A 22,875-nucleotide genomic window follows, 5' to 3' on the forward strand; every position below is an offset into this window, starting at 1 on the left:
ATGCCGTTGGAGATCAAGATCCTGGACTATGGCGATATCGAGCTGGAATCGAGCTTCCTCGTGCTCGGGCACAATTGCGGCCGCACCCGCCGCGTGCTGACGCTCGGCTTCCTGATCCTCGGCGGCCCCTATCCCGTGCTGGTCGACACCGGCTACCGCTCCAACCAGATCATGGAGACGCTCGGCATGCGCGGGCTCCAGTTCCACGAGAACATGATCGAGAACCAGCTCGCCCGCCACGGCGTGCGGATGGGCGACGTCCGTTTCGTCTGCCACACCCATCTGCATATCGACCATGCCGGCAAGGACGATCTGTTCCCGATGAACACGACTGTCGTCGTCAACCGCAAGGAGTTGGAATATTCGGTCTCCGGCCTGATGCACCCGCAATATCCGGCGCCCGACATCAAGCACCTGATCGATCGCCTCCACACCAAGAGCGCGCTGCGCTTCCTCGACCTCGAGATCACCGGTCCGGTCGAGCTGATGCCCGGCGTCTATTGCGATGCCGCCAATGCCCATACCGAGGGCTCGATGAACATCCACGTCCACACCGCCGACGGCATCGCCACGATCTGCGGCGACGTGATCTATGATTTCAACGACCAGATCATCAATCCGTTCAACGAAATCCACGATGCCGAACCGCGCACCACCGGCAACCACGGCACCAGCAAGCGGGCGGAGAAGGCGTCGATCAAGAAGCTGCTTTCAAACTCGCGCTATTTGCTGCCGGTGCATGATCGCCCGGCCAAGATCGAGGGCGGCACGGTAGTCGGCCGGTTGCACGACCAGGTGCCCGGGCCTGTCGTGCAGAGCCTGCCGCAGCGCAGCTGGTTCCCGGCATAGCCGCGAAGGTCCGTCACGATGACGCATGTCACGCTGCGCAGCGAATTCGAAGACCTGATCGATCCTTACGCGCCGGTCGGCCAGGTCGGGACCGGCTTCGATTTCACCGAGGGACCGATCTGGCACCCGGTCGATCAATTCCTGCTGTTCTCCGACATGCCCGGCGACGTGCGCCGCCGCTGGGATGCGCGGCGCGGCGTAGTCGAGATCAAGCGTCCGTCGAACAAATGCAACGGGATGACCTATGACGCCGACCTCAATTTGATCGTCTGCGAACACGCCACGTCCTCGCTGATCCGCGAGCGGCTCGACGGGCGGCGCGAGGTGCTGGCCTCGCATTACGAGAACCAGGAGCTGAACAGTCCGAACGACGTCTGCGTCCATTCCTCCGGCGCGATCTATTTCTCCGATCCCTGGTACGGCCGCATGCCGGTCTATGGCGTCGAGCGGCCGCGCCAACTCGGATTCCAGGGCGTCTATCGCGTGCCGCCGGGCGGCGGCGCGCCAAAGCTCCTGGTCGATCGCTATCTGTTCGATCAACCGAACGGGCTGTGCTTCTCGCCCGACGAGCGCATTCTCTATGTCAACGACACCGTGCAGGCGCTGATCCGCGCCTTCGACGTCGGCGCCGACGGCGCGCTCGGCAATCCCCGCGTGTTCGCCTCGGGCATCCGCTCCGAACTCGAACCTGGTCTGCCCGACGGCATGAAATGCGACCAGCGCGGCAATGTCTGGGTCACCGCCCCCGGCGGCGTCTGGGTCTACACGCCTGGCGGCGACCTGCTCGGCAAGGTCCGCCTGCCCGAGCTCGTCGCCAATCTGGCCTGGGGCGGCCCCGATTTTCGTACGCTCTATCTGACCGCGACCCATTCGGTCTACGCAGTCCCCACAAAAGTCGGGCCGCGTCATGAGCCCTATATGAGCGGCAAGCGCGCCGGGACGAGTGCAGCAACATCTTCCGCCGCGCCAAACCTCGCGGCCGGCGAGATGCAGATCGACCCGCAGCGCTGCGCGATGATCATCCAGGACATGCAGAACGACGTCATCATGGACGGTGGCGCATTCGCGGACTCGGGCGCGCCTGCGCATGCACGCCAGCAGCATGTCATTGAGAATGTCCGTCGCGTGGCGGAGGCCGCGCGTGCCCGCGGAGTGGCGATCATCCATGTCTGGTTCGTGGTCGAGCCAGGTGCGCCGGGCGTGACGCTGAATGCGCCGCTGTTCGAAGGGCTGGTGGACAGCAAGGCAATGGTGCGCGGCAGCTGGGGCGCGGCGCCGGTCTCCGGCCTCGAGCCGCGCCCGGGCGATTTCGTGGTCGAGAAGATGCGGATGAGCGCCTGGGAAGGCACGCGGCTGGAAACCATCCTGAAGGCGACCGGCCGTGACATGATCATCAACACCGGGGCCTGGACCAACATGTCGGTCGAGCACACCGCCCGCACCGGCGCCGACAAGGGCTATTTCATGATCGTGCCGGAAGATTGCTGCTCGACCATGAACGCCGACTGGCACAACGCCGCGATCAATTTTGCACTCCAGAACGTCTCCGTCGTGACCAACTCCGACACCGTCATCAAGGCGCTTGGCTGAAAGGCGGAAGCGGTGCCGAAACTGCTTCACGTCGCCTGCTCTCCCCGCGCCGATTCGGAATCGGCAGCGGGTGCACGCGTGTTTCTGGACCAGTTCAACAAGGTCCGCCCGGACTGGGAGATCGATGCGTTGAACCTGTGGCGCGAACGGTTGCCGGAGTTCGAAGGGGACGTGCTGGAGGCCAAATACGCCCGGATCGGCGGCAGGGCGTTCAGCAATGCCCAACGCGACGCGTTCGCGGCCGCCGAGCGTCTGGCGCTGCGGCTGTCGCTGGCGGATCGCGTGCTGATCTCGACGCCGATGTGGAATTTTTCGATTCCCTACAAGCTCAAGCAGTGGCTCGACCTCATCATCCAGCCCGGGCTGAGCTTCCGCTTCGATCCCGCGCAAGGCTATCTGCCACTGCTCAAGGACCGCCCGACGCTGGTGATCATCGCCAGCGGCAGCGATTTCGTCACCGGCATGAACCGCGGCCGCATCGACATGGCGACGCCGTATCTGCGCGAGGCGCTGCGCTTCATCGGGATCAGCGACGTCCGCTTCGTGCCGATCGGCCCGACCGCCGGGCCCACGGAGCCGGCCCACGCCGCGCGCGAGGCGGCGCATCGGAGGCTCGTGGACATGGCGGTGAGGTTTTGACACCGAGGCTTGCGCGATCGCACAAATGGCAGGAGGCGCGCTTGTCCCTCGTCATTCCGGGGGCAGCCCGAGGGGCTGAGCCCGGAATCCATTGAACCGCATCACGCGTGGCGAAATGGATTCCGGGCTCCCGCTCCGCGGGCCCCGGAATGACGGGTGAATTACATTTCCGCCGCGGGAAACACGAGCCGGCACAGCAATCCCGGCGCGTTGTCGCGCAATTCGACCTCCGCGCCGTGCAGGCTCGCAACGGCTGCAACCAGGCTGAGGCCGAGACCGTTGCCCGGGGTGTAGCGGCTCTGCTCGAGCCGGTAGAAGCGCTTGAACACGTGATCGCGCTGGTCGGCGGGAATGCCGGGGCCATTGTCGGCGACCGCGATCACCGCGCCGCCCTCCTCATTGTCGCAGGTCACGGTCACAAGGCCGCCCGGGCGGCCATGCTTGATGGCGTTGTCGACGAGATTGGCGATGGCGTCGAACAACAGATCGCGGTCGCCGGTGACCAGCACCGCCGGATCGCCGGCCAGACCGAGGCCGGTGGTGACCTGTTCGGCGGCAGCATCATAGAGCTCGACCACCTCGCCCGCGATCTCGGCGAGATTGACGCTGCGAAACGCACCCTTGCGCGCCCGCGTCTCGATTTCGGAGATCCGGGTGATCGACGCGAACATTCCGAGCACCGCGTCAAGATCGGCGATGGTGTCGCCGATCAGCACCGCGTCGGCGCCGCCGTCGCGCGAGGAGTGATAGGCCTTCTCGAGCCGGCCGCGCATCCGCGTCAGCGGCGTGCGCAGGTCATGGGCGATATTCTCGCCGACCTGCTTGACGTCTCCCATCAAAGTCTGGATGCGATCCAGCATCAGATTGAGATTCTCGGCGACGCGATCCCATTCGTCATGGCTGCCGCGGAGCGGGATGCGCTGGTCGAGGCCGGACAGCATGATGGCGCGGCTGGTCGCATTGATCGACTCAATCCGGCCGACCGTACGCCGCGTCACTCCGATACTGGCGGCGGCCGCAAGCACGATGATCAGCACGACGACCGCGAACCCTGCGGCCCTGATCTGCGCCATGAAGCGATCGAGATCGCTGATGTCACGACCGACCAGCAGCCGGTCGCCATTCGAAAAGGTTTCCGTCATGGCGCGCACCAACGCACTTCCACGGGTGGACTGTGGCAGCGAGACGCGAAACTCGGCCCAGCCAGGCCCAACAACGTCTGGCGGCCATTGCCGGAGATTTCCTGCAAGCACCGCGGAGCCGGGGCCGGCCAGCAGATAGACATGATCGGCAAAGCCCTTGTCCGCGATGCGTTGCGTGATCAGCGCGGACAGGCCGTCGCGTCCCGACCGCGCATAAGCCTCGTCGAGACGTGCCTGCTCGATCGTGATGGCGCGGTCGGATCGATCCCGCACATAGGACAGTGTCGACCAGTAGACGTAAGCGAAGATCGCGGACACGATCAGGCCGAATACACCGATGGCGATCAGGGCCAAACGGAAGGTCGATGAGCCAAGGGTCTTAGCCAGGAGCACGGAGGCAGTATCCGATGCCGCGGATCGTATGGATCAGCGGATAGGCTTGCTGGTCGTCGACCTTGCGGCGCACGCGCCCGACATAGACGTCGATGATGTTGGTCGACGGATCGAAATGCAGGTCCCAGACATGCTGAAGCAGCATGGCGCGCGACACCACGCGGCCCTCGTTGCGCGCGAGATATTCGAGCAGTTGAAACTCCCTCGGCAGCAGCGGAATCTTGCGGCCGCGGCGGCTGGCCGTCCGCGCGATCAGGTCGACCGCGAGATCGCCGACCCGCAGGATGGTCTCCTTGGCAACGGTCTCGCTGCGGCGGCCCAGCGCCTCCAGCCGCGCCAGCAACTCGACAAAGGAGAACGGCTTGACCAGATAGTCGTCGCCGCCGGCGCGCAAGCCCCGCACCCGGTCGTCGACCTCACCGAGCGCACTGATGATGAGGAACGGCACCGCGATGCCGTCGCCGCGCATCTGGCGCATCACGGTGATGCCATCGATGTCGGGCAGCATGCGATCGATCGTGATCACCGCATAGTCGCGCGCCGCTCCCCGGCTCAGCGCCTCGCGGCCGCTTGCCGCCAGATCCACGTCATAGCCGCTGATGGTGAGCTCCTCGACGAGCTGATCGGCGGTTTCAGGATCGTCCTCGACGACGAGAATGCGGCGATGCGCTCCGGTCATACTCTTGAACTCTCCGTGGCGTCCTGAACTCTCCGAGTTCTCCAACTCTCGAGTGCCCCGCGACAGTCGCCGCCAGACTATCCCATTCCGGGGCTGGATGGAACGTCTGGCGACGGCCGCGACAACGGTGCGGGTGGTTGGGCGATCACCAATAGTCCCCGCACACATTGACCCATTGCAGCCCATAGGACGTCCAGGCCCTGCGCCAGCAGCCATCGTCATAACCGGCATAGAGATAGGGCGCGCCGAAGAACGCGAAGCGATGGAAGCGGTGATGATGGAAGAAGCCGCCATGATGGAAGAAGCGCGCGCCATGGAATCCAGCGCCGGCAAACCGCGGCCCAAACGCGCCGGCACCCGCGAAGCGGGCACTGCCGAAGTGACCGCCTGCAAAGTGCCCACCGCCACCCATCGCGGCGAACGCCATGCCACCGCCATGCATGCCGCCGCCGAAGCCGCCGCCATGACCACCGCCACCGCCATGTCCGCCGCCGCCACCACCTCTGGCGAAAGCGGCCGGAGCAAGCGCTACGCTGACAGCGAGTGTCGCCGTCGTGAGAAATCTGAACACCCTGTTCTTCATGAAACCCTCTCCCTGATTGGGACCGCGGCGCGCCTGATGTCGCCGCCAGCAGAGGAGCGTCAGAAGACGCGCGCGCAAGACCGACTTCAACTGACAAATGCGCCAGATTCTGACGCCGGATTTAGAATCCGAAAGCGACCTCACGACATGATCGCGTGCTTGTGGGCGAACGTGATTTCGCACGATCCATGACGTCCGCAGAGCAATTCCCTGTCCGATTCGCACCTCGACCTGTCCGCTTCGCACCTCGGTGCTGCTCCATTCGGGAGCCCGCCCGCAACGGGGGCCCATTCGAAACTCCCTATCCGGTTGCGACCGAATTCTTGTTGACGCAGTATGCTCGAACCGCCGTTGCCATGCTGACGTGACGTCGAACGCGCATCTGCTTGCACACAGACATCACGTGAGCGCGTCAGTATCTCCAGAGACCACACGTTCAGCACCTCAACGTTGCGCCGCCGACGCCGATCTTCTGCTTCGAACATGGCTCGGAAGGCGAGGTGAAGGGCATTGTGAGGGAGACGATTCCGCGCACCTGATCGAGGACCAGACCGAGCACAGCGACGTCGAAGCGGCGAGGCACCTAAAACAAACCGCCCGCCAATCATATCAAGGAGGACCCCCATGGCCGATCCCATCACCGACAAGCTCAGCGACAACATCGGACGCGCTCGCGGCACCGACTATTTCCTGATGAAGGAGCAATTGACGGCTGAGGAGGTCGACATCCTGGCCAAGGTGCGCGAGTTCGGCGAGAGCGAGGTGCTGCCGATCGTCAACTCTTATTGGGAGCGCGGCGAGTTTCCGTTCGAACTGGTGCCCAAGATCGCCGCGCTGAACATCGTCGGCGATCACAACATGCGCGAGCACGGGTGCCGCCCGATGACCGCGGTCGGCGCCGGTCTCGTCATGATGGAGCTCAGCCGGATCGATTCGAGCATCGCGACCTTCTTCGCGGTTCATCTCGGGCTGGCGATGCAGTCGATCAACCTGCTCGGTTCCGAAGAGCAGCGACAGCGCTACCTGCCGCAGATGGCCCGGTTCGAGAAGGTCGGCGCGTTCGCCCTGACCGAGCCCGATCATGGATCGGATTCGGTCGGCCTCGAAGCGACCGCGAAGCGCGAAGGCGACGAGTGGGTGATCAACGGCCGCAAGCGCTGGCCGGGCAATGCGGTCTGGTGCGACTACATCGTGGTCTATGCCCGCGACGTCGCCGACAAGCAGGTCAAGGCGTTCGTCGTCGAGAAGGACAATCCGGGCTACAAGGCGACCAAGATCGGGGGCAAGGTGTCGCTGCGGATGGTGCAGAACGCCGACATCACGCTCACCGACTGCCGGGTCCCGGAGGACGCGCGCCTGAAGAACTGCAATTCGTTCAAGGATTGCGCCAGGGTGCTGATGGGCACCCGCAACACGGTGGCCTGGGCGTCGCTCGGAAATGCGGTTTCGGCCTACGACATCGCCCTGACCTACGCACAACGCCGGATCCAGTTCGGCAAGCCGATCGCCAAGTCACAGATGATCCAATCGATCCTGGTCAACATGCTCGGCGACGTCACCGCGATGCAGCTTTACTGCATCCGGCTCGGCCGCCTGATCGACGACGGCAAGCTGGAGGAGACGATGGCCGCACTCGCCAAGTACTATTGCAGCGTCAAGGGACGCGATGTGTGTCGGATGGCGCGCGACGTGCTCGGCGGCAACGGCATCACGCTCGATTTCCACGTCATGCGCCACATGTGCGACATGGAAAGCCTGGTCACCTACGAAGGTACCGCCGAAATCCAGTCCCTGATCGTCGGGCGGGACATCACCGGGCTGAGCGCCTTCGTTTGATCGCGCCGGGCGCCGAGACGGCGCCCATTTGCGGGGTTGCCAGAGCGAGGCGTGATCGGCCGACGAGCCGGCGCGCGGCGCAGATGGTTGATCGGAGACCGCGGCCGGACGAGCCGCGCGAACCGTTCGGCCGGACGCCGCCGGCGGGGCTGAATCTCGGCGCAGAAACCCTGCCTGAAATCGTCGCCTGCTGCGTTACAGAGGAGAACGCTTGGAATACCCCCGCTGGCCGCGCGCTCGGCAACCTCCGCCGCGGCAGGGGGCATTATACGAGAATACCGAGATGCCCTTGGGCGAATTCATCGAGCCGGATCGCAGCCTCGAAGACATCGCCAATCCGGCGGAGAAGCTCGGCATCGAGCTGTTCAGCGGGTTTCGCGCCCTCTACACCAGCGCCATCCAGCGCGGGCAAAACCGGATATTCGATCGGATCATCGATCGGCAGCAACAGCAAACGGATCTGCCGTACGAAGACCAGTGCTCCAGCCAGTACTACTTCGATCTGGTGCGGACGCTGCGCGATTTCAACGGGCAGTACGACCGGGTCGCCGAGGTCGGCGTCTACATGGGTGGCGCGTCGGCGTTCATCGCGGGTTGCATGGGTTCGTTCGATTTCGATCTCGACCTGATCGACCTGCACGCGCCCTATCTGCAATTCACCCATGAGCGGGTTCGCCGGCTCTATCCGGAGGCGGCCCGGCGCATCCGCCTGTTCCACGGCGACCTGCCGTCCTACGTCCGGCGCGTCATCATGAAGGAAACCGGGCACAATTACGTTGTGCATCACGACGGCGCGCATGATTTCAACGGCGTCGTCAAAGACATGGCGTCGCTGTTCTACGTCAAGGACAGCATCACGGCGCTGATCGCACAGGATACGCATCTGCGCGGGACGCTCAAGTATATGAACTTCGTCGATCTGGCGCTGCACGCGGTGTTCGGCACCGACATGAGCTATGCGCCGATCGGCACGTCCTACGAACCTGGTTCAGCGATGGCGCTGCCGAACCAGTACCAGGGCAATTATTTCGTACCGGGTGCACCGGAAGGCATGGTCCTGCCGATGTCCATGAACACGTTCAAATACCCGCATCCGCTGTTGAACATGGACGACTTCCTGCCCCCGGAGGCATGAGCGCTACTGCCACGCCCCCGGCGTTGATGCAAAGCTGGCGCATCGCACAGTGGCGATGCGCCACGAGATGGGGCGTTCCGTCAGGTCGGCTTGCCGCGCCCGCTTTTCTCGGCGGCGCGGCGTAGCGCCTCGGCAAGCGCGCCGCCGCCGGACTGCTCCTGTGGACGACGCGGCGCGGACGAAGACATCTTGGCCGAGCCGCGCGAAAAATCGCGTGACGGCCCGGCATTGTCCTTCTTCGGCCCGATCTCGTCGTCGAGCCGCAGGGTCAGCGCGATGCGCTTGCGCGCGACCTCGACGTCGAGCACCTTGACCTTGACGATATCGCCCGGCTTCACCACCTCGCGCGGGTCCTTGATGAAATTGCGCGACATCGCCGAGATGTGCACCAGACCGTCCTGATGCACGCCAATGTCGACGAAGGCACCGAACGCTGCGACGTTGGTCACGGTGCCCTCGAGGATCATGCCCTTCTTGAGATCCTTGACCTCCTCGACGCCGTCCTTGAACACCGCCGCCTTGAACGCGGGACGTGGGTCGCGGCCGGGCTTCTCCAACTCACGCAGAATGTCGGTCACCGTCGGCAGACCAAAAGTGTCGTCCACGAAGGATTGCGGCTTCAGGCCGCGCACGATCTCGGCATTGCCGATCAGCGCCTTGATGTCGCTCTTGGTCGCTTCGAGGATGCGGCGCACCACCGGATAGGCTTCCGGGTGCACGCCGGAGGTATCGAGCGGATCGTCGCCATTGGTGATGCGCAAAAAGCCGGCGCACTGCTCGAACGCCTTCGGTCCGAGCCGCGGCACGTCCTTGAGCGCCTTGCGCGACTTGAACGGACCGTTGGCGTCGCGGTGCTGCACGATGCTCTGCGCCAGCCCCTGGCCGATGCCCGACACCCGCGCGAGCAGCGGCACCGATGCGGTGTTGGCGTCGACGCCGACCGCGTTCACGCAGTCCTCCACCACGGTATCGAGCGAACGCGCCAGCTTGGCCTCGCCGAGATCGTGCTGGTACTGGCCGACGCCGATCGCCTTCGGATCGATCTTGACCAGTTCGGCGAGCGGATCCTGCAAGCGCCTTGCGATAGATACCGCGCCGCGAATGGTGACGTCGAGATCAGGCAATTCGCTCGAGGCGAAGGCGGAGGCCGAATAAACCGACGCGCCGGCTTCGGAGACCACGATCTTGGTCATCTTGCGCTCGGGCAGCCGCTTCACCAGTTCGGTGGCGAGCTTGTCGGTCTCGCGCGACGCAGTGCCGTTGCCGATCGCAATCAGCTCGACGCCATGCTCGATCGCAAGCTTGCCGAGGATGGCAAGCGACTCGTCCCAGCGCCGCTGCGGTTCATGCGGATAGATCGCCGTATGCGCCACCACCTTGCCGGTGGCATCGATCACCGCGACCTTGACGCCGGTGCGATAGCCGGGGTCGAGCCCCATGGTGGCGCGGGCGCCGGCCGGCGCGGCGAGCAGCAGGTCGCGCAAATTCGAGGCGAACACGCGCACCGCCTCGGTCTCGGCCGCAGCCCACAGCCGCATCCGCAGATCGATGTTGAGATGGATCTGGATCTTGGTTCGCCAGGCCCAGCGCACCGTCTCCGCCAGCCACTTGTCGCCCTTGCGCCCCTGATTGGAGATCGCAAAGCGGTTCATGATCCGCAATTCGTAGAGGCCGGGCACACCGACGGCCGGCGCCTCGGCCTCCGGCTTGATGGTGAGGTCGAGGACCTCTTCCTTCTCGCCGCGGAACAGCGCCAGGATGCGGTGCGACGGCAGCTTCGGCAGCGGCTCGGAGAAATCGAAATAGTCCTTGAACTTCTCGCCCTCGGTCTTCTTGCCGGTGCGGACGGTCGAGGCCATGATGCCGTTCGACCACATCTCCTCGCGCAGCGCGCCGATCAGATCGGCATCCTCGGCGAAGCGTTCGACCAGGATCGCACGCGCGCCTTCGAGCGCGGCGGCGACATCCGCGACTTCCTTGTCGGCATTGACGAAGGGTGCGGCGACCTCCTTCGGCTCGTTCTCGGGCTTCGCCAGCAGCATGTCCGCGAGCGGCTCGAGCCCGGCCTCCTTGGCGATCTCGGCCTTGGTGCGGCGCTTCGGCTTGTACGGCAGATAGATGTCTTCCAGACGGCCCTTGCTGTCGGCCGCCATGATCTGGGCTTCGAGCGCGGCATCGAGCTTGCCCTGCTCGCGGATCGAATTGAGCACCGCGGTGCGACGCTCCTCGAGTTCGCGCAGATAGGTCAGCCGTTCTTCCAGCGTGCGCAGCTGCGCATCATCGAGCGCGCCGGTAAGCTCCTTGCGGTATCGCGCGATGAACGGCACCGTGGCGCCACCGTCGAGCAGCGTCACCGCCGCCTCGACCTGCTCGTCGCGAACCCCCAGCTCCTGCGCAATCTGATGATGAATCTTGGCCACGCTTCTCTCTCTGATCCCGTTGCGCCGCCGGCTCACCGATGGCGCGGACGCCGCTTATGAACCATCCCGGATTGATTCATCAAGGCGCGCTGTGGATCAAATGAGGCGCCCCCTGCAATCTATTTCAGGGCTGTCGGCCGTCCGCGGCTTGACAAATAGACGCGCGCCGCATTGCCGCCGAAAATCGCGGCCTTTGCCTCACTTGACAAATCGGCAAGCAGGCGCTCCGCAGCCGCCAACCAGTGCCCGTAGCCGCCGGCAAGATTGATCACAGGCCAGTCGCTGCCCCACAGCATGCGCTGCGGCCCGAAGCATGCGAGCGCATGATCCACGGCCTCGCGGAGATCGGCGACTTGCCAGTTCGCCGCCGCCTCCGTTGCCAGCCCCGACAGCTTGCAGACGACGTTGCCACGCGTGGCGAGGTCCGCAATGTCGTTCTTCCAGGTCGCGATGTCGCCGCTCGCGAGCTGCGGCTTGCCGAAATGATCGAGCACGAATTGCAGGTCGGGATGGCGATCGACCACCTGGACGAGCCGCGACAGATGGCGCGGCAGCACCAGCGCGTCGAACACCAGATCGTGCCGTGCCATCGCTTCGAGCTGTGCCACCAACTCCGGCCGCAACAGCCAGTCGTCATCGGCGATGTCCTGCACCATCGGCCGCAGGCCGACCAGCAGCTCGCGTCCGGCGATCGCGTCGATCCGTGCCACCGCGTCGGATGCGTCGAAGTCGATCCAGCCGACGACGCCGCGCACCAGCTCCGAGCCCTTGGCGACGTCGAGCATGAAAGCTGTCTCGGCCTCGGTTGGCGCCGCCTGCACCAGGATGGTGCCCTCAATCCCCGCCGTGGCGAGATGCGGCGCGAGATCAGCCAGACCGAAGTCGCGGTAGATCGGCCCGCGCTCGGGTGTCAGCCAGCCATAATCGGCTCGCGCCAAAGTCCAGACATGGTGATGGGCATCGATCCGCATCATGCCGGCACCGGCGCATGCTGATCGAGCAGCCCTTCATTCTTCAGGTCACGCCACAGCGCGGCGGGAACGGGTGACGACAACGCGGCGACGTTGCGCTCGACCTCCTGCGGCGTCTGCGCCCCGAGCACGAGGCTCGCGACCGCCGGATGGCCCAGCGCGAAGTGCAGCGCGGCGGTCGGCAACGCCACGCCATGACCACGGCAGACGCGTTCGATGGCGGCGACTTTCTGCATCACGTCCGGCGGCGCGTCCTTGTAATTGTACTTGGCGCCGGCGATCGCACCGGTCGCCAGGATGCCGGAGTTGAACACGCCACCGAGCATGACGCCGATGCCCTGGGCCTGTGCCAGCGGCAGGAACTCGGCGAGCGCCGGCTGCTCCAGCAGCGAATAGCGGCCGGCGAGCAGCATGGTGTCGAACGTGCCCGCCTTGGCGAAGCGCACGCACATCTCGGCCTCGTTGACGCCGATCCCGATCCCCTTGACCACGCCCTCGCCGCGCAGTTTGTCGAGCGCGACATAAGCACCCGCCATCGCCTCGCGGAACCGGGCCTCGATGGCGTCAGCGCCATGGGTCCAGACGTCGACGTCGTGGATCAGCAGCAGGTCGATGCGGTCAGTGCCGAGCCGCAGCAGCGACTGCTCCACCGAGCGCATGGTGCCGTCATATGAATAATCGACCACGGCGCGATGCGGCTGGCCGCCGACGAAATTGGAGCCATCGCCGCGTCCCTTGAAGGGATCCATCCAGCGCCCGACCTTGGTGCAGACGACGATGTCGTCGCGCGCGACCCGGCGCAGCGCGGCGCCGCAGCGATGCTCGGCGAGACCATGCCCATACAGCGGCGAGGAATCCAGCAGGTTCACGCCCAGCGCAAAGGCCCGCTCCGCCGTCGCGATCGCGGTCGCATCGTCGAGCCGCGCAAAGAGATCGCCGAGCGGCGCGGTACCAAAGCCGAGGATGGAGACATCGAGCCCGGTACGGCCGAGCCTGCGGCGCGGCAGCGCGGCGGAACCTGAGGATCGCTGTTGGGTCATTGCGGCCTCCCGCCGTGCGTTTCTTGTTACCCTTTCTCCAGACTAGCGTCGTCGGCCGGGATCGTGAAGAGCTCTCGACGCACACATCACGCCCGCCGATACGCCGAACAACTTCACGTTGCCTGTCGGTGAGAAATGGGCTATGGGAGCGCTCCGCAATTTCAATCAAGGAGGCGACGATGTTCAGGTCTGCGCGCTTCCCGGGCTTGCCGCGCGATATTTGACGTGCGTCCCGGGATCGGATCCCGGGTGAGATTCTGACACCCACACACAAATCAAGTCTGTCTCGAGCTCCGCGTCTGCGGAACCATTGTCATGACCTCATCGCTTCTGCTGGCCTCTCGTCGGGAGGCCACACGCTCCGCGCTGCCCGAACGTCAGCTGCGAAGATATCATCCGGACGTTCAGGGAAAGGTCCGCGCGCTGGCCATGCAGCACACGCGCGTGGCGGACCTTGCCACGAGCTTTCCTGCGCTGTTGTTCGCGCTGGCGGTCCCGCGAGCCGGGCTCGACCCAGCGGCCGCGCTCGCATGCGTCATCGAAGGACGCTCCCTCGTGGACGCCGCAGCCGCGGCCAGTATTCCGCTGTGGCTGCGGAAACTGCCGCCGGAAACGTTCACGCGGCCAATCACGCCATTGCCTGATGATGACCTGTTTCGCCGGCAGATCGCGAACCATTTGCCGCCATCATCCAGGCTCGCGCCGATCTGGCTGAGATCCGTCGCCACCGTTGCCGAGGTCGCGCATGGACCGGCGGCGATCTGGATGGCGCGCGAACTGGTCCGGGCACCGCCGCGCGTCGATCCCGCACGATTGCGGCTCGTCGGCCTGTGGGTGTGGTTCTCGACCCAGCCGGCGACGTTGGGACACGCGTTGATCGACCGGAGGTGGACGCCGGGCATGCAGTTCAGTTCGGCGCTGGCGGCGACCGACGCATGGCGCACCATGATTGCGTTGCATGTCAGCCTCGGCTCACAGCCGATCGCGGACATGTGGTTGCAGCCAGGCCGCGTCGATGGGTACGACTTCATCCCGCTGAACTCGACCGCGGACATCGCGGAAGAAGCGGAAGCCATGCAGAACTGCCTCCGCACCTACGGCCACAATCTCGCTCACGATCGCTCGCGGCTCTGGAGCGTCAGGCAAAGCGGGCGACGCGTTGCCACCTTAAGGGTTGCGGCGCGCTTTGAAGGTCCGTTGCCCGGTATCGCCGAGCTTGCCGGTATCCGAAATACCGAGATGCCCCGCGAGGTTTGGTGGGCCGCGCGCCAATGGCTGCACACCCATGACCTGTTGCGGATGGAGATCCGGCATCGCGGATGGGGCACCGCGCCGCTCGATCGCCCGACCTGGCGCGCGATTTGGCGGCCATACTGGCTCGCCAGGCGACAGATACCGGAATGGCTACCGCTCGCTCCGTCGCACAAAGCGCTCAATGCGCTGTGATGCGTCTCCGCCATCGCTGCCTTGCGGACGCCCTGCTACTCGTCGGCAACGATCTGCCGGGCGACGTTGTCGACCACCACGGGACTTTCGAAATAGCTGACCGTCGGATCGGCGCCATACTTTTCCCGGGCACGGGCGCGCCAAGCATCGGTGTAGAGCGCTTCGGCCTCCGGCCTCGAGTTCCAGAAGTAGATGCCGCCGGCCGTCATGCCGTCGTCGGACAGCACATAGGTCTTGCGAAACAGCCCCGGCACCTCCCGATAGATCGGTGCGGTGCTCAGGAAGAGGCTGCGCGCTTCCTCGCGAGTGATCGGCTTCGGGAACTTGAACGTCGTGACGGCGGTGATCATGCAGAACCTCCTGGGACCTCGTTCTTGACATGAATGTCAACTTTGACGATGATGTCAAGAATGACATGGAGGAGCGAACCCGATGGTGGGCGTGCGTCAATTCGACGAGGACGAGGTAATCGCAACCGCGCTCGACGTGTTCTGGCGCAAGGGCCTGCACGACGCGACCATGCAGGACCTCGCGGCGGCGACCGGCGTGCAGCGCGGCAGCCTCTACAACGCCTATGGCGACAAGGAAGCGATCTTCCTGCGCGCCTTCGACCGGTATACAGAGCAGTTCCTGGAGGGGGCCGGCAACGCGCTGTCCCACGGCGACGCCGCGGCCGGGCTGCGCAATTTCTTCGACATGATCATCGTCAGCATGACCGACGGATCGCCGCAACGCGGCTGCCTGACCACGCGCACGGCGCTCGACGCGGCGATCTCCAGCGGGGATGTGCGTCAGCGCGTGCAAGCCGTGCTGAGCCGGCTCGAGCAGCTGATCGGCAAGACCATCAGCATGGCGCCCGGCCGGCGGAGCACAGCCGATGCAAACCGGCTGGCGCGCGTCATCGTGACATTCACGCGCGGCTTGGCCGTGATGGAGCGCGCCGGATACAGCCGCAAGCAGTTGAAGGAGTCAGCTGCGACCTTCATCGACGCGGTAACCGGCAATCTCTGAGGCTTTCGGTTTCGGTGACCACGACCGCAAAGGAGACGACGTGATGCAGGATCGAGAAGGCGGCTGTCTCTGCGGAGCGGTGCGCTATACGGTGAAAGGAGAGCCTCGGGGTACCGCAATCTGCCATTGCACGCACTGCCAGAAGCAAAGCGGGAGCCTGTTTTCGTTCAACCTCGTGGTCCGCGAGGCCGACTATCAACAGTCCGGCGAGACCGTGGTGTTCATCGACGAGGGCGACAGCGGCCATCCCGTCCATCGCCATTTCTGCGGACGCTGCGGCTCCCCGCTGCTGGCGAAGACCGCATTGATGCCCGGAAAGGTCGTGGTGAAAGCCGGCACGCTCGACGAACTGGACGGGCTGCGGCCTCAGATCGAGATCTACGCCGATCATGCCGTGACATGGCTCGCGCCGGTGCCGGGCGCTGCGCGCTTTGGCCAGAACGTGTAGCCGCCCGGGTCGGGCACAGACACGCCGAATGAGCCGGCGGCTGCCGAGCTCAGCGAACGATCTGCCGGAACTTGTCGGTGAGGCCGTCGAGATAGCCGACCCATGTCGAATTGATCGGCTGGTTTTCAATCAGGGCGTGAAAGCGGATCATCATGCAGATCAGGAACAGCGGCTGGATGAAGGCTGCCCGCACCGTCACCGCCAACAGGGCCGCGATGCAGACGGTGACGATCGCGCCATACTCCCTGATAGCTTCCGGAAGCCAGACCGTCACGAGGCCGGCCGGGACCAGCAGCAGCAGGCAAAGCAGGATGCTCAGGATCCGCTCGACGATGACCATCCAGACCGACGTCGCCAAAATCGGCTTGGCGTTCTGGCAGTAATAGACCAGTCCATCCTGGACGTTCCGCTTGGGGTCATCGCCGCCGCGCGCCAGATCGTAGGACAACACCACCTTGTCGAGATAGCGCGTGGCCGCCGACAGGATGGTGTTGAGCAGACCGACGACCGCCTTCATGCCGGGGGCCGGCAGCCAATCGCCAAGCGTATCGAGCGCATTGTGAAACGCGCGCAGCACGGCCCGGATTAGCGCGCCGAGCCCGAACAGGATCGCGACCTCGCCGAACCGGTCCATGACGATGCGACGGCCATAGGCGAACTGGCCTTCGCTGCCATTGCCGATGCTGCCGCGCGTGATCAGCTCGGTCAGCACGGCGACGTGGCCACAGGCGATCATGTGCAGCGTATAGCGCAGGATCGTGCCCCAGATCCATCCGCCGACGAGCAGGACGCCGAGCAGCCAGCAATAGCCGAACACCGTCGCAACGTGGGTGCCGAGCCACACCGCGCCGCCAACGGCAACGAGAGCCCAGAGCGCGCAAGCCGTGGCAAAGCCGAGCAGCACGCTCCACCGCGCCAGCGCGTAAGGCAGGGTTTCCAGCAGCAGCTTCAGCGCGGTGCCGAGACCGTGATCACGCACCAATAGCGGATAGGAATGCGACGGTCCGCCTGACGGCGGTCCGGCGCGCCATTCGGCCGAACCTTTGTCACTCCGACCGCCATCATTGGCGAGACTCATGTCAGACACGTGTTGCCTCTTCGGTTGTCGTGATCGATTGCTGGATCGGCCCGACGGTGGTTGTGCGGGAGCAGGTCGCTATTCATTCTGCCGGGCGTCACAGCGCCAACACCTCCGGGGCTGGCAGAGGATTGGTCCGTTGGCGCTGTGAGCCGGCACGGCCGCGACATCGATCAGGGAAGAAGCGCCGATGTCGCGGCATGCGATCATTGACCGGCGGCCGGCAGCTCGGCGTAGTTGCCGTCCTTGTCGCGGCGGTACACGACATAGTCGATCAGGGTGATGTCGCCCTTCGGCGTGTAGCTGATGTTGCCGAGCACGGTGTCCCAGCTACCGGCCTTGATGGCGACCGCGACCTTCCTGGCATCCGTGGTCTGGGCGCGGGCAACCGCCTGGCTCCAGATCTGGAACGCGGCGTAGCTGTAGAGCGTGTAGCCGTCGGGATCGATGCCCTTGTCCTTGAACTTCTTCAAGGTCGCGGCCGCGGTCACCTTCTTGCGCGGGTCGGGCGAGAAGGTGAACAGCGATCCCTCGGCAAGCGGCCCCGCGATCGCGGCGAACTGCTTGTCGACCAGGGCGTCGCCGCCCATCAGCACGGCATTGACGCCCTGCTCGCGCATCTGGCGCAGGATCAGCGCCGCTTCGGCATAGTAGCCGCCGACATAGACGAAATCGATCTGTTCCTTCTTGAAGCGGGACACCAGCGCGGCAAAGTCCTTGTCGCCCTTGGTGTAGGCTTCATAGAGCTTCTCCTTCACCCCAGCCGCGTTGATGGCGCTCTTGGTTTCGTCGGCAAGGCCTTTGCCGTAGGTCGTCTTGTCGTGGATGATCGCGACGTTCTTGGTCTTGTAGTTCTTGATGATATAGGCGGCCGCGACCATGCCCTGCTGGTCATCCCGGCCGCAGACGCGGAACGTGTTCCACAAGCCGCGCTCGGTGAACAGCGGGTTGGTCGAGCCCGGCGTGATCTGCAGCACGTTACCCTCGGCATAGGCATCCGAGGCGGGAATCGAGGTCGACGAGCAGAAGTGCCCGACCACGAACGGAATCTTCGCCCCGGCCATCTTCTCGGCGACCGACACCGCCTGCTTCGGATCGCAGGCGTCGTCGCCGACCTCCAGCTTCAGCTTCTTGCCGAGCACGCCGCCCGCCGCGTTGATATCGGCAATCGCGAGATCGGCACCGTTCTTGAATTGCTGGCCGAAGCTCGCCTCCGAACCGGTCATCGGCCCGACCACGGCAACGCTGATATCCTGCGCCATGGCGGCGCCGGACAATGCCAGGCTCACGCCAACCGCAAGGCAATATCCTCGAAGTGCAAACGTCATCACATTCTCCTCGATGGTCTCAAGTCGCCTCAATGCATCACAATCGACTCATGCGGCCGGATGTAACGATCACCGGGGGCTGCCTTTTATGCGCGCGCTGGCCAGCAGGCTCGGACTGAGGCGACGGGGGATTGGACATATGCGACATCGGACAACAATCTGAAACACGTTGCCGTGCATTGGTGTTTGGAATCGGTCACGCGATGATCGAAGGGACGCTGCGTGACCGACCGCACACGGGCGAAGTGCTCGACCTCCACCAATCGCGGAAGCCGGTTGAAGGCGGCTTCCGGACGTGATTAGCAACACAGCGCGACAGCGAGTGCTGGACACATCGCAGTGGCAGAGCCGTTCAGCGCGGGCTGATGACGCGAGAGGTACGACGATGGGCAGCCAGGAACGACCGACGGTTCAGGCGCGCGTGGCAAGGTTGGTGTTGGTGACGCCTGACGGCTCGGTGGTCGGTTGCTTGCCGCCGATTCCTGTCGCCCTCCCATGGTGGCAGGAAGTGGAGTCAGTCGTGCAGGCTGCCCGCGAACACCATGACATCGAGGTGACGATCCTGCGTCTGCTCGAATCGGCGCGCGGCCGACCGCAAGGCGGCGAAGTCACCTATCTGGCCGAGGTTGCGAAACCGGTGCCGGCAGACCGCTGGGCAGGAACGATCGAAACACATTCGCTCCGCCGACATTACGCCGAGCCGGGCGGTCCGGCCACCGATCTCGATTGGGCAATGCGGGTACTTGCCAGCCACGGCTTGGCACCGACCGCAAAGCCGGTCCAGGTTCGCAGTTGGAACCTGTCGAGCGTCTGGCGTATCCCGATCGGCGACCAATCGGCGTGGCTGAAAGTGGTGCCGCCGTTCCTGGGGCACGAGGGCCGCATCATCGCCGCGCTGGCCGGCCGCTCCGTTCCGACGCTGTTGGGTCGGGATGATAGCGGACGCATCCTGCTTGCCGAAATTCCGGGCGATGACCTGTTCGAAGCTGCGTTGCCGCAGCTGCTTCGCATGGTGACGTTGCTCGTCGACATCCAGGCCTGGTGGATCGGCCGCGTCGACGAGTTGCGCGCGATGGGGCTGCCCGATTGGAGCGGCCCGAGCTTGTCCGCCGCGATCGCCGACGTCGTACAACGAACGAGCAACGGATTGTCCGCAGATGAGCGCACGACGCTGTCGCGTTTTGTAGGAGGTCTTGAGGCGCGGTTCGCCGAAATCGACGCTTGCGGATTGCCGAACACGCTTGTCCATGGCGACTGCCATCCCGGCAATTTTCGCGGCGCAGAACAGCAATTCACCCTGCTTGACTGGGGAGACAGCGGCATCGGCCATCCGTTGCTCGACCAGCCGGCGTTTCTCGACGGGGTCGCGCCGGAGCACCGAGAGACGATCAGGCACCACTGGTACCACGAATGGTCGGCGAGAGTGCCGGGATGCGACCCTGTGCGCGCCTCTGGTCTCCTTGCACCGATCGCAACAGCCAGGCAGGCTGTGATCTACCAGCGGTTCATCGACAATATCGAACCGTCGGAGTGGGCCTATCATCGTGACGATCCGCTCGACTGGCTACGCCGGACGACGGCGCTGGCTTGATGGCAGGGCGTGGCGGCCAGCCCCGATTGGTAACGAAGATGAAGATATTCAGATCCCGCGACGGCGCGCCGTCAGCGCAGAAACTGACAAAGCTCGCCGTGGCGATGGCGGGCTGAAAGCCGCCGATCGAAGGCGGCCGGTACGTTGGCGATCGAACGTTCACAGCGCAGGGGATCGGGAACGCGCTTCATCGCGATCATCCGAGAACAGCAATGGCGTCGACCGCATGTCCACGCCGAGATACGCCTGACCTGCCATCTGATAGTTGGCTGGCGCCAAAGCCAGGTGCTGGACGGCGGCATGGACGTCGCGCACGCAACGTTCGAGCCCGCAGCTCACATCGAGCGACGCCGAGCCGCCGGCTTCGAACATCAACTCGGTCGCCTGCTTGGCCGCGTTGGCCGCGTGGGTCGATGCCAGCCACAGCGTGGCGCGCTCGGCAACGCTGAGCACCTTGCCGGCGCTGACGGCCTGCCACGCCTCCGCAAGCTTGCCGTGGAGAAACGCCCGCCCCGAGCCCAGCAGGGCCTCGGCGCGTCCGAGGTCGGCCTGGACCAACGCATCCTCACTGAGCAGCTTGCGCGAACGCGACGCGATCTTTCGTCCGACAAGCCCGACCAGGATATCGATGGCGTGGCGGGCGATGCCGAGCGGCACGGCCGCGAGCGCCGCCCCGAACAGCGCGATGGTCGGGAACGCATAGAGCGGCCCCTGCTCCACCGGCAGCTCGCGGAACGAGAGCGACCGCGCGGACGGCACGAAGGCACCGGCGACCGCATAGTCATGGCTGCCCGTGCCGCGCAGCCCGATACTGTGCCAGGTGTCGAAGATCTCGCATTGCGCGGTCGGAAACAGCATGATGCGCATCACCGGCATTCCGTCGGGCTGCAAGCGCGGCTGATCGCCGTCGAAGATCCGGCAATTTCCGATCATCCAGCCGGAATGCTGGCAGCCGCTTCCGAGCGGCCAGCGGCCGGTGACGTGATAACCGCCATCGACGACCCGGGCAGTGCCCATCGGCCGCAAGGCACCCGCGGTGCGAACCGTTGGATCGCTGCCGTAGATCTCGTGCGCAGCGTCCTTTGCGAGATAGCCGCCGAACACGCCATAGACGCCGCCGATAGCCATGCACCAGCCCGCGGCGCCATCGGCACGCGAGATCTCCTCGACCACCCGAACGAGGGTCATCGGGTCGGCCTCCGCGCCACCGATCGTGCGCGGCATCCAGAGCCGGAAGAGGCCTGCCTGCGCCATCGCCTCGACCAGTGGGACAGGCAGCCGCCGCGACCGCTCGCTCTCTTCTGCAGATGCCTGCACCAGCGGCGCAAGCGCCGCAGCGGCATCGACGAACGATGAAGTGACGTCAGTCATTGGAGGCCTCGCTCGGTCGCTATCGGTGGTTGGCCAGCGCGGGATGATCGGCGGGGCGCCTTTTAGGCGCCTGTGCGCCGCGAGGCTCGGACGGATGCGACGGGGATTGGGACCGATGCGACATCACACAACACCTTCGCAATCACTGCATGCTCTGCAACCGCGCTAGTTCGGGCTCGGAACGAAGATGACGATCTTCAGATCCCGTGACGGTGTGAAGTTCACATGCCGAACCTCGAAGCGGGTCGGTCCGGTCTTCCTGACGCCGTCGGCGCAGAAGCTGACGAGATTATTGGGATCGCCCTTGTCGATGGTGAGATGAAAGTCGCCGATCGGCGTCGCCCAATTGGCGCCGGTCGAGAGCACATAGGCGATCGACCGTTCGCTGAACGGGGGATAAGGTGTGCGCCTCGTGGCACGCGCGCGTTCGATCGAATGGATCAGATCGTCGTCGATGCAGTATGACGCCAGGAAGCCCTTCGCTTCCGGATTGTTGCGCCAATTGTCGGCTCCGATGATGGTCTGCACGGAGCCGCCGACGCTCGGACGATAGGTCTGCTCGAAGGTGAGCTCGCGACCCGCGGGGAAGGTCTGCGTCCAGGTGTAGGCCGAACGCAACGTCCAGGTCGGCACCAGGTGATCCTGCATCGGACCACCGCTGCCGTAAGTCTCGATGGCTCCGATGCCGAGCTTGACGAGCTCCGGCCAAGTCGACTTCGGTACCTGGTCGAGCAGCTGGCCCGCGGGTCCCCTGATCGGCATCAACGGGATCCTGAGCTTCCGCAGCAGCGCCGTCTGGTCCACACCATTGGCCAGCGCGGTCTGCTCGAGATGCGGCGACGCCGCCTTGCCATCGACAGTGACATGGAAATCAAAGATGTTCTTGGGATCGTCGGTCGGGATTCCGATATTCTCGTCGGCCGCCGTGCCGACGATGTCGGGCATCGGAAACGCGATCATGATCGTCTTGTCGGCGGCCGACGTGTTGAAGAACCGGTAGACGATCCGGATCTGCTTCTCGGAGATGAGCAGGTCCTCGGAGCGCATCACGATATCGGGATCCTGCTTGAAGCGAAGTCCGCCGGTTTCCAGCGCCGCCGAGGTGTCATTCGCCCGCGCGCACCAAGGCGTCAGCATGGCAAGCAGGACCAGAACGGCGCGGTTGGCCATCGTTATTCCTTCGTTTTGTCGCGGGGATTTGTCTTTGGATTGTTCGAACGAGCAAAGCCGACATGAGCGCAATCCTTCCTGAATGAGTACGCGCAGAACCGATCAGGTTCGATGCGTCGTGGTCTCCCCGCGATCCAGTATCGATGCATGGGCGC

The 22,875-nt window shown here is 64.8% G+C and carries 20 protein-coding genes; 9 read left to right on the forward strand and 11 right to left on the reverse strand.

What is annotated here, in order from left to right; translation table 11 throughout:
* Genes B2W55_RS11850 through B2W55_RS11860 form a run of 3 tightly spaced genes read left to right on the forward strand, consistent with a single transcriptional unit; the run spans position 1 to position 3,078 of the window.
* Complete coding sequence (locus B2W55_RS11850; RefSeq protein ID WP_024583038.1) at positions 1–849, forward strand: MBL fold metallo-hydrolase; 849 nt, start codon at positions 1–3, stop codon at positions 847–849.
* Positions 850–867: 18 nt separating this feature from the next.
* Positions 868–2,439, forward strand: a complete 1,572-nt coding sequence (locus tag B2W55_RS11855; protein WP_024583037.1) for an isochorismatase family protein — start codon at positions 868–870, stop codon at positions 2,437–2,439.
* 12 nt (positions 2,440–2,451) lie between these two features.
* The gene (locus B2W55_RS11860; protein ID WP_024583036.1) at positions 2,452–3,078 is read left to right on the forward strand and encodes an FMN-dependent NADH-azoreductase; all 627 of its coding nucleotides are present in this window, start codon (positions 2,452–2,454) and stop codon (positions 3,076–3,078) included.
* A 161-nt stretch (positions 3,079–3,239) separates the two neighbouring features.
* On the opposite strand, the gene B2W55_RS11865 is transcribed toward B2W55_RS11860, so the two are convergent.
* The 3 genes from B2W55_RS11865 to B2W55_RS11875 form a co-directional block, all read right to left on the reverse strand.
* Positions 3,240–4,613, reverse strand: a complete 1,374-nt coding sequence (locus B2W55_RS11865; RefSeq protein WP_024583035.1) for a sensor histidine kinase — start codon at positions 4,611–4,613, stop codon at positions 3,240–3,242.
* A complete protein-coding gene (locus B2W55_RS11870; protein WP_024583034.1) occupies positions 4,600–5,292 on the reverse strand; it encodes a response regulator transcription factor in 693 nt (230 codons plus the stop codon). Before B2W55_RS11870 ends, B2W55_RS11865 begins: the two co-directional genes overlap by 14 nt.
* 145 nt (positions 5,293–5,437) lie before the next feature.
* On the reverse strand, positions 5,438–5,875 hold the full coding sequence (locus tag B2W55_RS11875; RefSeq protein ID WP_024583033.1) for a hypothetical protein: 438 nt from the start codon (positions 5,873–5,875) through the stop codon (positions 5,438–5,440).
* Between the two features lie 624 nt (positions 5,876–6,499).
* Here B2W55_RS11875 and B2W55_RS11880 point away from each other — a divergent pair.
* A complete protein-coding gene (locus tag B2W55_RS11880) occupies positions 6,500–7,711 on the forward strand; it encodes an acyl-CoA dehydrogenase family protein (RefSeq protein ID WP_024583032.1) in 1,212 nt (403 codons plus the stop codon).
* 283 nt (positions 7,712–7,994) lie between these two features.
* Positions 7,995–8,846 (forward strand): hypothetical protein, encoded by an 852-nt coding sequence (locus B2W55_RS11885; protein ID WP_024583031.1) that lies wholly within the window; start codon positions 7,995–7,997, stop codon positions 8,844–8,846.
* Positions 8,847–8,926: 80 nt separating this feature from the next.
* Here the strand turns inward: B2W55_RS11885 and B2W55_RS11890 are convergent, their stop codons facing one another.
* The 3 genes from B2W55_RS11890 to B2W55_RS11900 all read right to left on the reverse strand — a co-directional run bounded on the left by B2W55_RS11890 (position 8,927) and on the right by B2W55_RS11900 (position 13,277).
* The gene (locus tag B2W55_RS11890; protein WP_024583030.1) at positions 8,927–11,266 is read right to left on the reverse strand and encodes a Tex family protein; all 2,340 of its coding nucleotides are present in this window, start codon (positions 11,264–11,266) and stop codon (positions 8,927–8,929) included.
* Between the two features lie 119 nt (positions 11,267–11,385).
* A complete protein-coding gene (locus B2W55_RS11895; protein WP_029879624.1) occupies positions 11,386–12,240 on the reverse strand; it encodes an amidohydrolase family protein in 855 nt (284 codons plus the stop codon).
* Positions 12,237–13,277 carry an aldo/keto reductase gene (locus B2W55_RS11900; protein WP_024583028.1) on the reverse strand — a complete coding sequence of 347 codons (1,041 nt, stop codon included), beginning with the start codon at positions 13,275–13,277 and terminating at the stop codon, positions 12,237–12,239. The genes B2W55_RS11895 and B2W55_RS11900 overlap by 4 nt, the downstream gene beginning before the upstream one ends.
* 555 nt (positions 13,278–13,832) lie before the next feature.
* On the opposite strand from B2W55_RS11900, the gene B2W55_RS11905 reads away from it, so the two are divergent.
* Entirely contained in the window at positions 13,833–14,723 is an 891-nt protein-coding gene (locus B2W55_RS11905; RefSeq protein WP_291532224.1) for a hypothetical protein, read from the forward strand.
* 35 nt (positions 14,724–14,758) lie between these two features.
* Here the strand turns inward: B2W55_RS11905 and B2W55_RS11910 are convergent, their stop codons facing one another.
* A complete protein-coding gene (locus tag B2W55_RS11910) occupies positions 14,759–15,073 on the reverse strand; it encodes a hypothetical protein (RefSeq protein ID WP_024583026.1) in 315 nt (104 codons plus the stop codon).
* Between the two features lie 82 nt (positions 15,074–15,155).
* Here B2W55_RS11910 and B2W55_RS11915 point away from each other — a divergent pair, with 82 nt between their 5' ends.
* A complete protein-coding gene (locus B2W55_RS11915) occupies positions 15,156–15,734 on the forward strand; it encodes a TetR/AcrR family transcriptional regulator (RefSeq protein WP_024583025.1) in 579 nt (192 codons plus the stop codon).
* A gap of 43 nt (positions 15,735–15,777) precedes the next feature.
* The gene (locus tag B2W55_RS11920) at positions 15,778–16,182 is read left to right on the forward strand and encodes a GFA family protein (RefSeq protein WP_024583024.1); all 405 of its coding nucleotides are present in this window, start codon (positions 15,778–15,780) and stop codon (positions 16,180–16,182) included.
* Positions 16,183–16,231: 49 nt separating this feature from the next.
* Here B2W55_RS11920 and B2W55_RS11925 read toward each other — a convergent pair whose 3' ends face one another.
* Both B2W55_RS11925 and B2W55_RS11930 read right to left on the reverse strand, forming a co-directional pair.
* Positions 16,232–17,269: a hypothetical protein gene (locus B2W55_RS11925; protein WP_145987287.1), complete on the reverse strand. Its 1,038-nt coding sequence runs from the start codon at positions 17,267–17,269 to the stop codon at positions 16,232–16,234.
* Positions 17,270–17,466: 197 nt separating this feature from the next.
* The gene (locus B2W55_RS11930; RefSeq protein ID WP_024583022.1) at positions 17,467–18,588 is read right to left on the reverse strand and encodes a branched-chain amino acid ABC transporter substrate-binding protein; all 1,122 of its coding nucleotides are present in this window, start codon (positions 18,586–18,588) and stop codon (positions 17,467–17,469) included.
* A 385-nt stretch (positions 18,589–18,973) separates the two neighbouring features.
* Here B2W55_RS11930 and B2W55_RS11935 point away from each other — a divergent pair, with 385 nt between their 5' ends.
* Positions 18,974–20,179 carry a phosphotransferase family protein gene (locus tag B2W55_RS11935; protein ID WP_024583021.1) on the forward strand — a complete coding sequence of 402 codons (1,206 nt, stop codon included), beginning with the start codon at positions 18,974–18,976 and terminating at the stop codon, positions 20,177–20,179.
* Between the two features lie 159 nt (positions 20,180–20,338).
* On the opposite strand, the gene B2W55_RS11940 is transcribed toward B2W55_RS11935, so the two are convergent.
* Together B2W55_RS11940 and B2W55_RS11945 are read right to left on the reverse strand one after the other, a co-directional pair.
* Complete coding sequence (locus B2W55_RS11940; RefSeq protein ID WP_024583020.1) at positions 20,339–21,550, reverse strand: acyl-CoA dehydrogenase family protein; 1,212 nt, start codon at positions 21,548–21,550, stop codon at positions 20,339–20,341.
* 165 nt (positions 21,551–21,715) lie between these two features.
* The gene (locus B2W55_RS11945) at positions 21,716–22,720 is read right to left on the reverse strand and encodes a DUF4424 domain-containing protein (RefSeq protein WP_024583019.1); all 1,005 of its coding nucleotides are present in this window, start codon (positions 22,718–22,720) and stop codon (positions 21,716–21,718) included.
* Between the last annotated feature and the right edge of the window lie 155 nt (positions 22,721–22,875).

Source organism: Bradyrhizobium sp. UBA2491, from assembly GCF_002341725.1.
Lineage (GTDB): Bacteria > Pseudomonadota > Alphaproteobacteria > Rhizobiales > Xanthobacteraceae > Bradyrhizobium.

What these genes read in the sequence shown, in the direction of transcription:
- B2W55_RS11895 (WP_029879624.1), bottom strand. Translation starts at nt 12,240, where the DNA reads ATGATGCGGATCGATGCCCATCACCATGTCTGGACTTTGGCGCGAGCC.
- B2W55_RS11920 (WP_024583024.1), top strand. Translation starts at nt 15,778, where the DNA reads ATGCAGGATCGAGAAGGCGGCTGTCTCTGCGGAGCGGTGCGCTATACG.
- B2W55_RS11945 (WP_024583019.1), bottom strand. Translation starts at nt 22,720, where the DNA reads ATGGCCAACCGCGCCGTTCTGGTCCTGCTTGCCATGCTGACGCCTTGG.
- B2W55_RS11915 (WP_024583025.1), top strand. Translation starts at nt 15,156, where the DNA reads ATGGTGGGCGTGCGTCAATTCGACGAGGACGAGGTAATCGCAACCGCG.
- B2W55_RS11935 (WP_024583021.1), top strand. Translation starts at nt 18,974, where the DNA reads ATGGGCAGCCAGGAACGACCGACGGTTCAGGCGCGCGTGGCAAGGTTG.
- B2W55_RS11880 (WP_024583032.1), top strand. Translation starts at nt 6,500, where the DNA reads ATGGCCGATCCCATCACCGACAAGCTCAGCGACAACATCGGACGCGCT.
- B2W55_RS11910 (WP_024583026.1), bottom strand. Translation starts at nt 15,073, where the DNA reads ATGATCACCGCCGTCACGACGTTCAAGTTCCCGAAGCCGATCACTCGC.
- B2W55_RS11875 (WP_024583033.1), bottom strand. Translation starts at nt 5,875, where the DNA reads ATGAAGAACAGGGTGTTCAGATTTCTCACGACGGCGACACTCGCTGTC.
- B2W55_RS11850 (WP_024583038.1), top strand. Translation starts at nt 1, where the DNA reads ATGCCGTTGGAGATCAAGATCCTGGACTATGGCGATATCGAGCTGGAA.
- B2W55_RS11855 (WP_024583037.1), top strand. Translation starts at nt 868, where the DNA reads ATGACGCATGTCACGCTGCGCAGCGAATTCGAAGACCTGATCGATCCT.
- B2W55_RS11900 (WP_024583028.1), bottom strand. Translation starts at nt 13,277, where the DNA reads ATGACCCAACAGCGATCCTCAGGTTCCGCCGCGCTGCCGCGCCGCAGG.
- B2W55_RS11940 (WP_024583020.1), bottom strand. Translation starts at nt 21,550, where the DNA reads ATGACTGACGTCACTTCATCGTTCGTCGATGCCGCTGCGGCGCTTGCG.
- B2W55_RS11870 (WP_024583034.1), bottom strand. Translation starts at nt 5,292, where the DNA reads ATGACCGGAGCGCATCGCCGCATTCTCGTCGTCGAGGACGATCCTGAA.
- B2W55_RS11885 (WP_024583031.1), top strand. Translation starts at nt 7,995, where the DNA reads ATGCCCTTGGGCGAATTCATCGAGCCGGATCGCAGCCTCGAAGACATC.
- B2W55_RS11930 (WP_024583022.1), bottom strand. Translation starts at nt 18,588, where the DNA reads ATGACGTTTGCACTTCGAGGATATTGCCTTGCGGTTGGCGTGAGCCTG.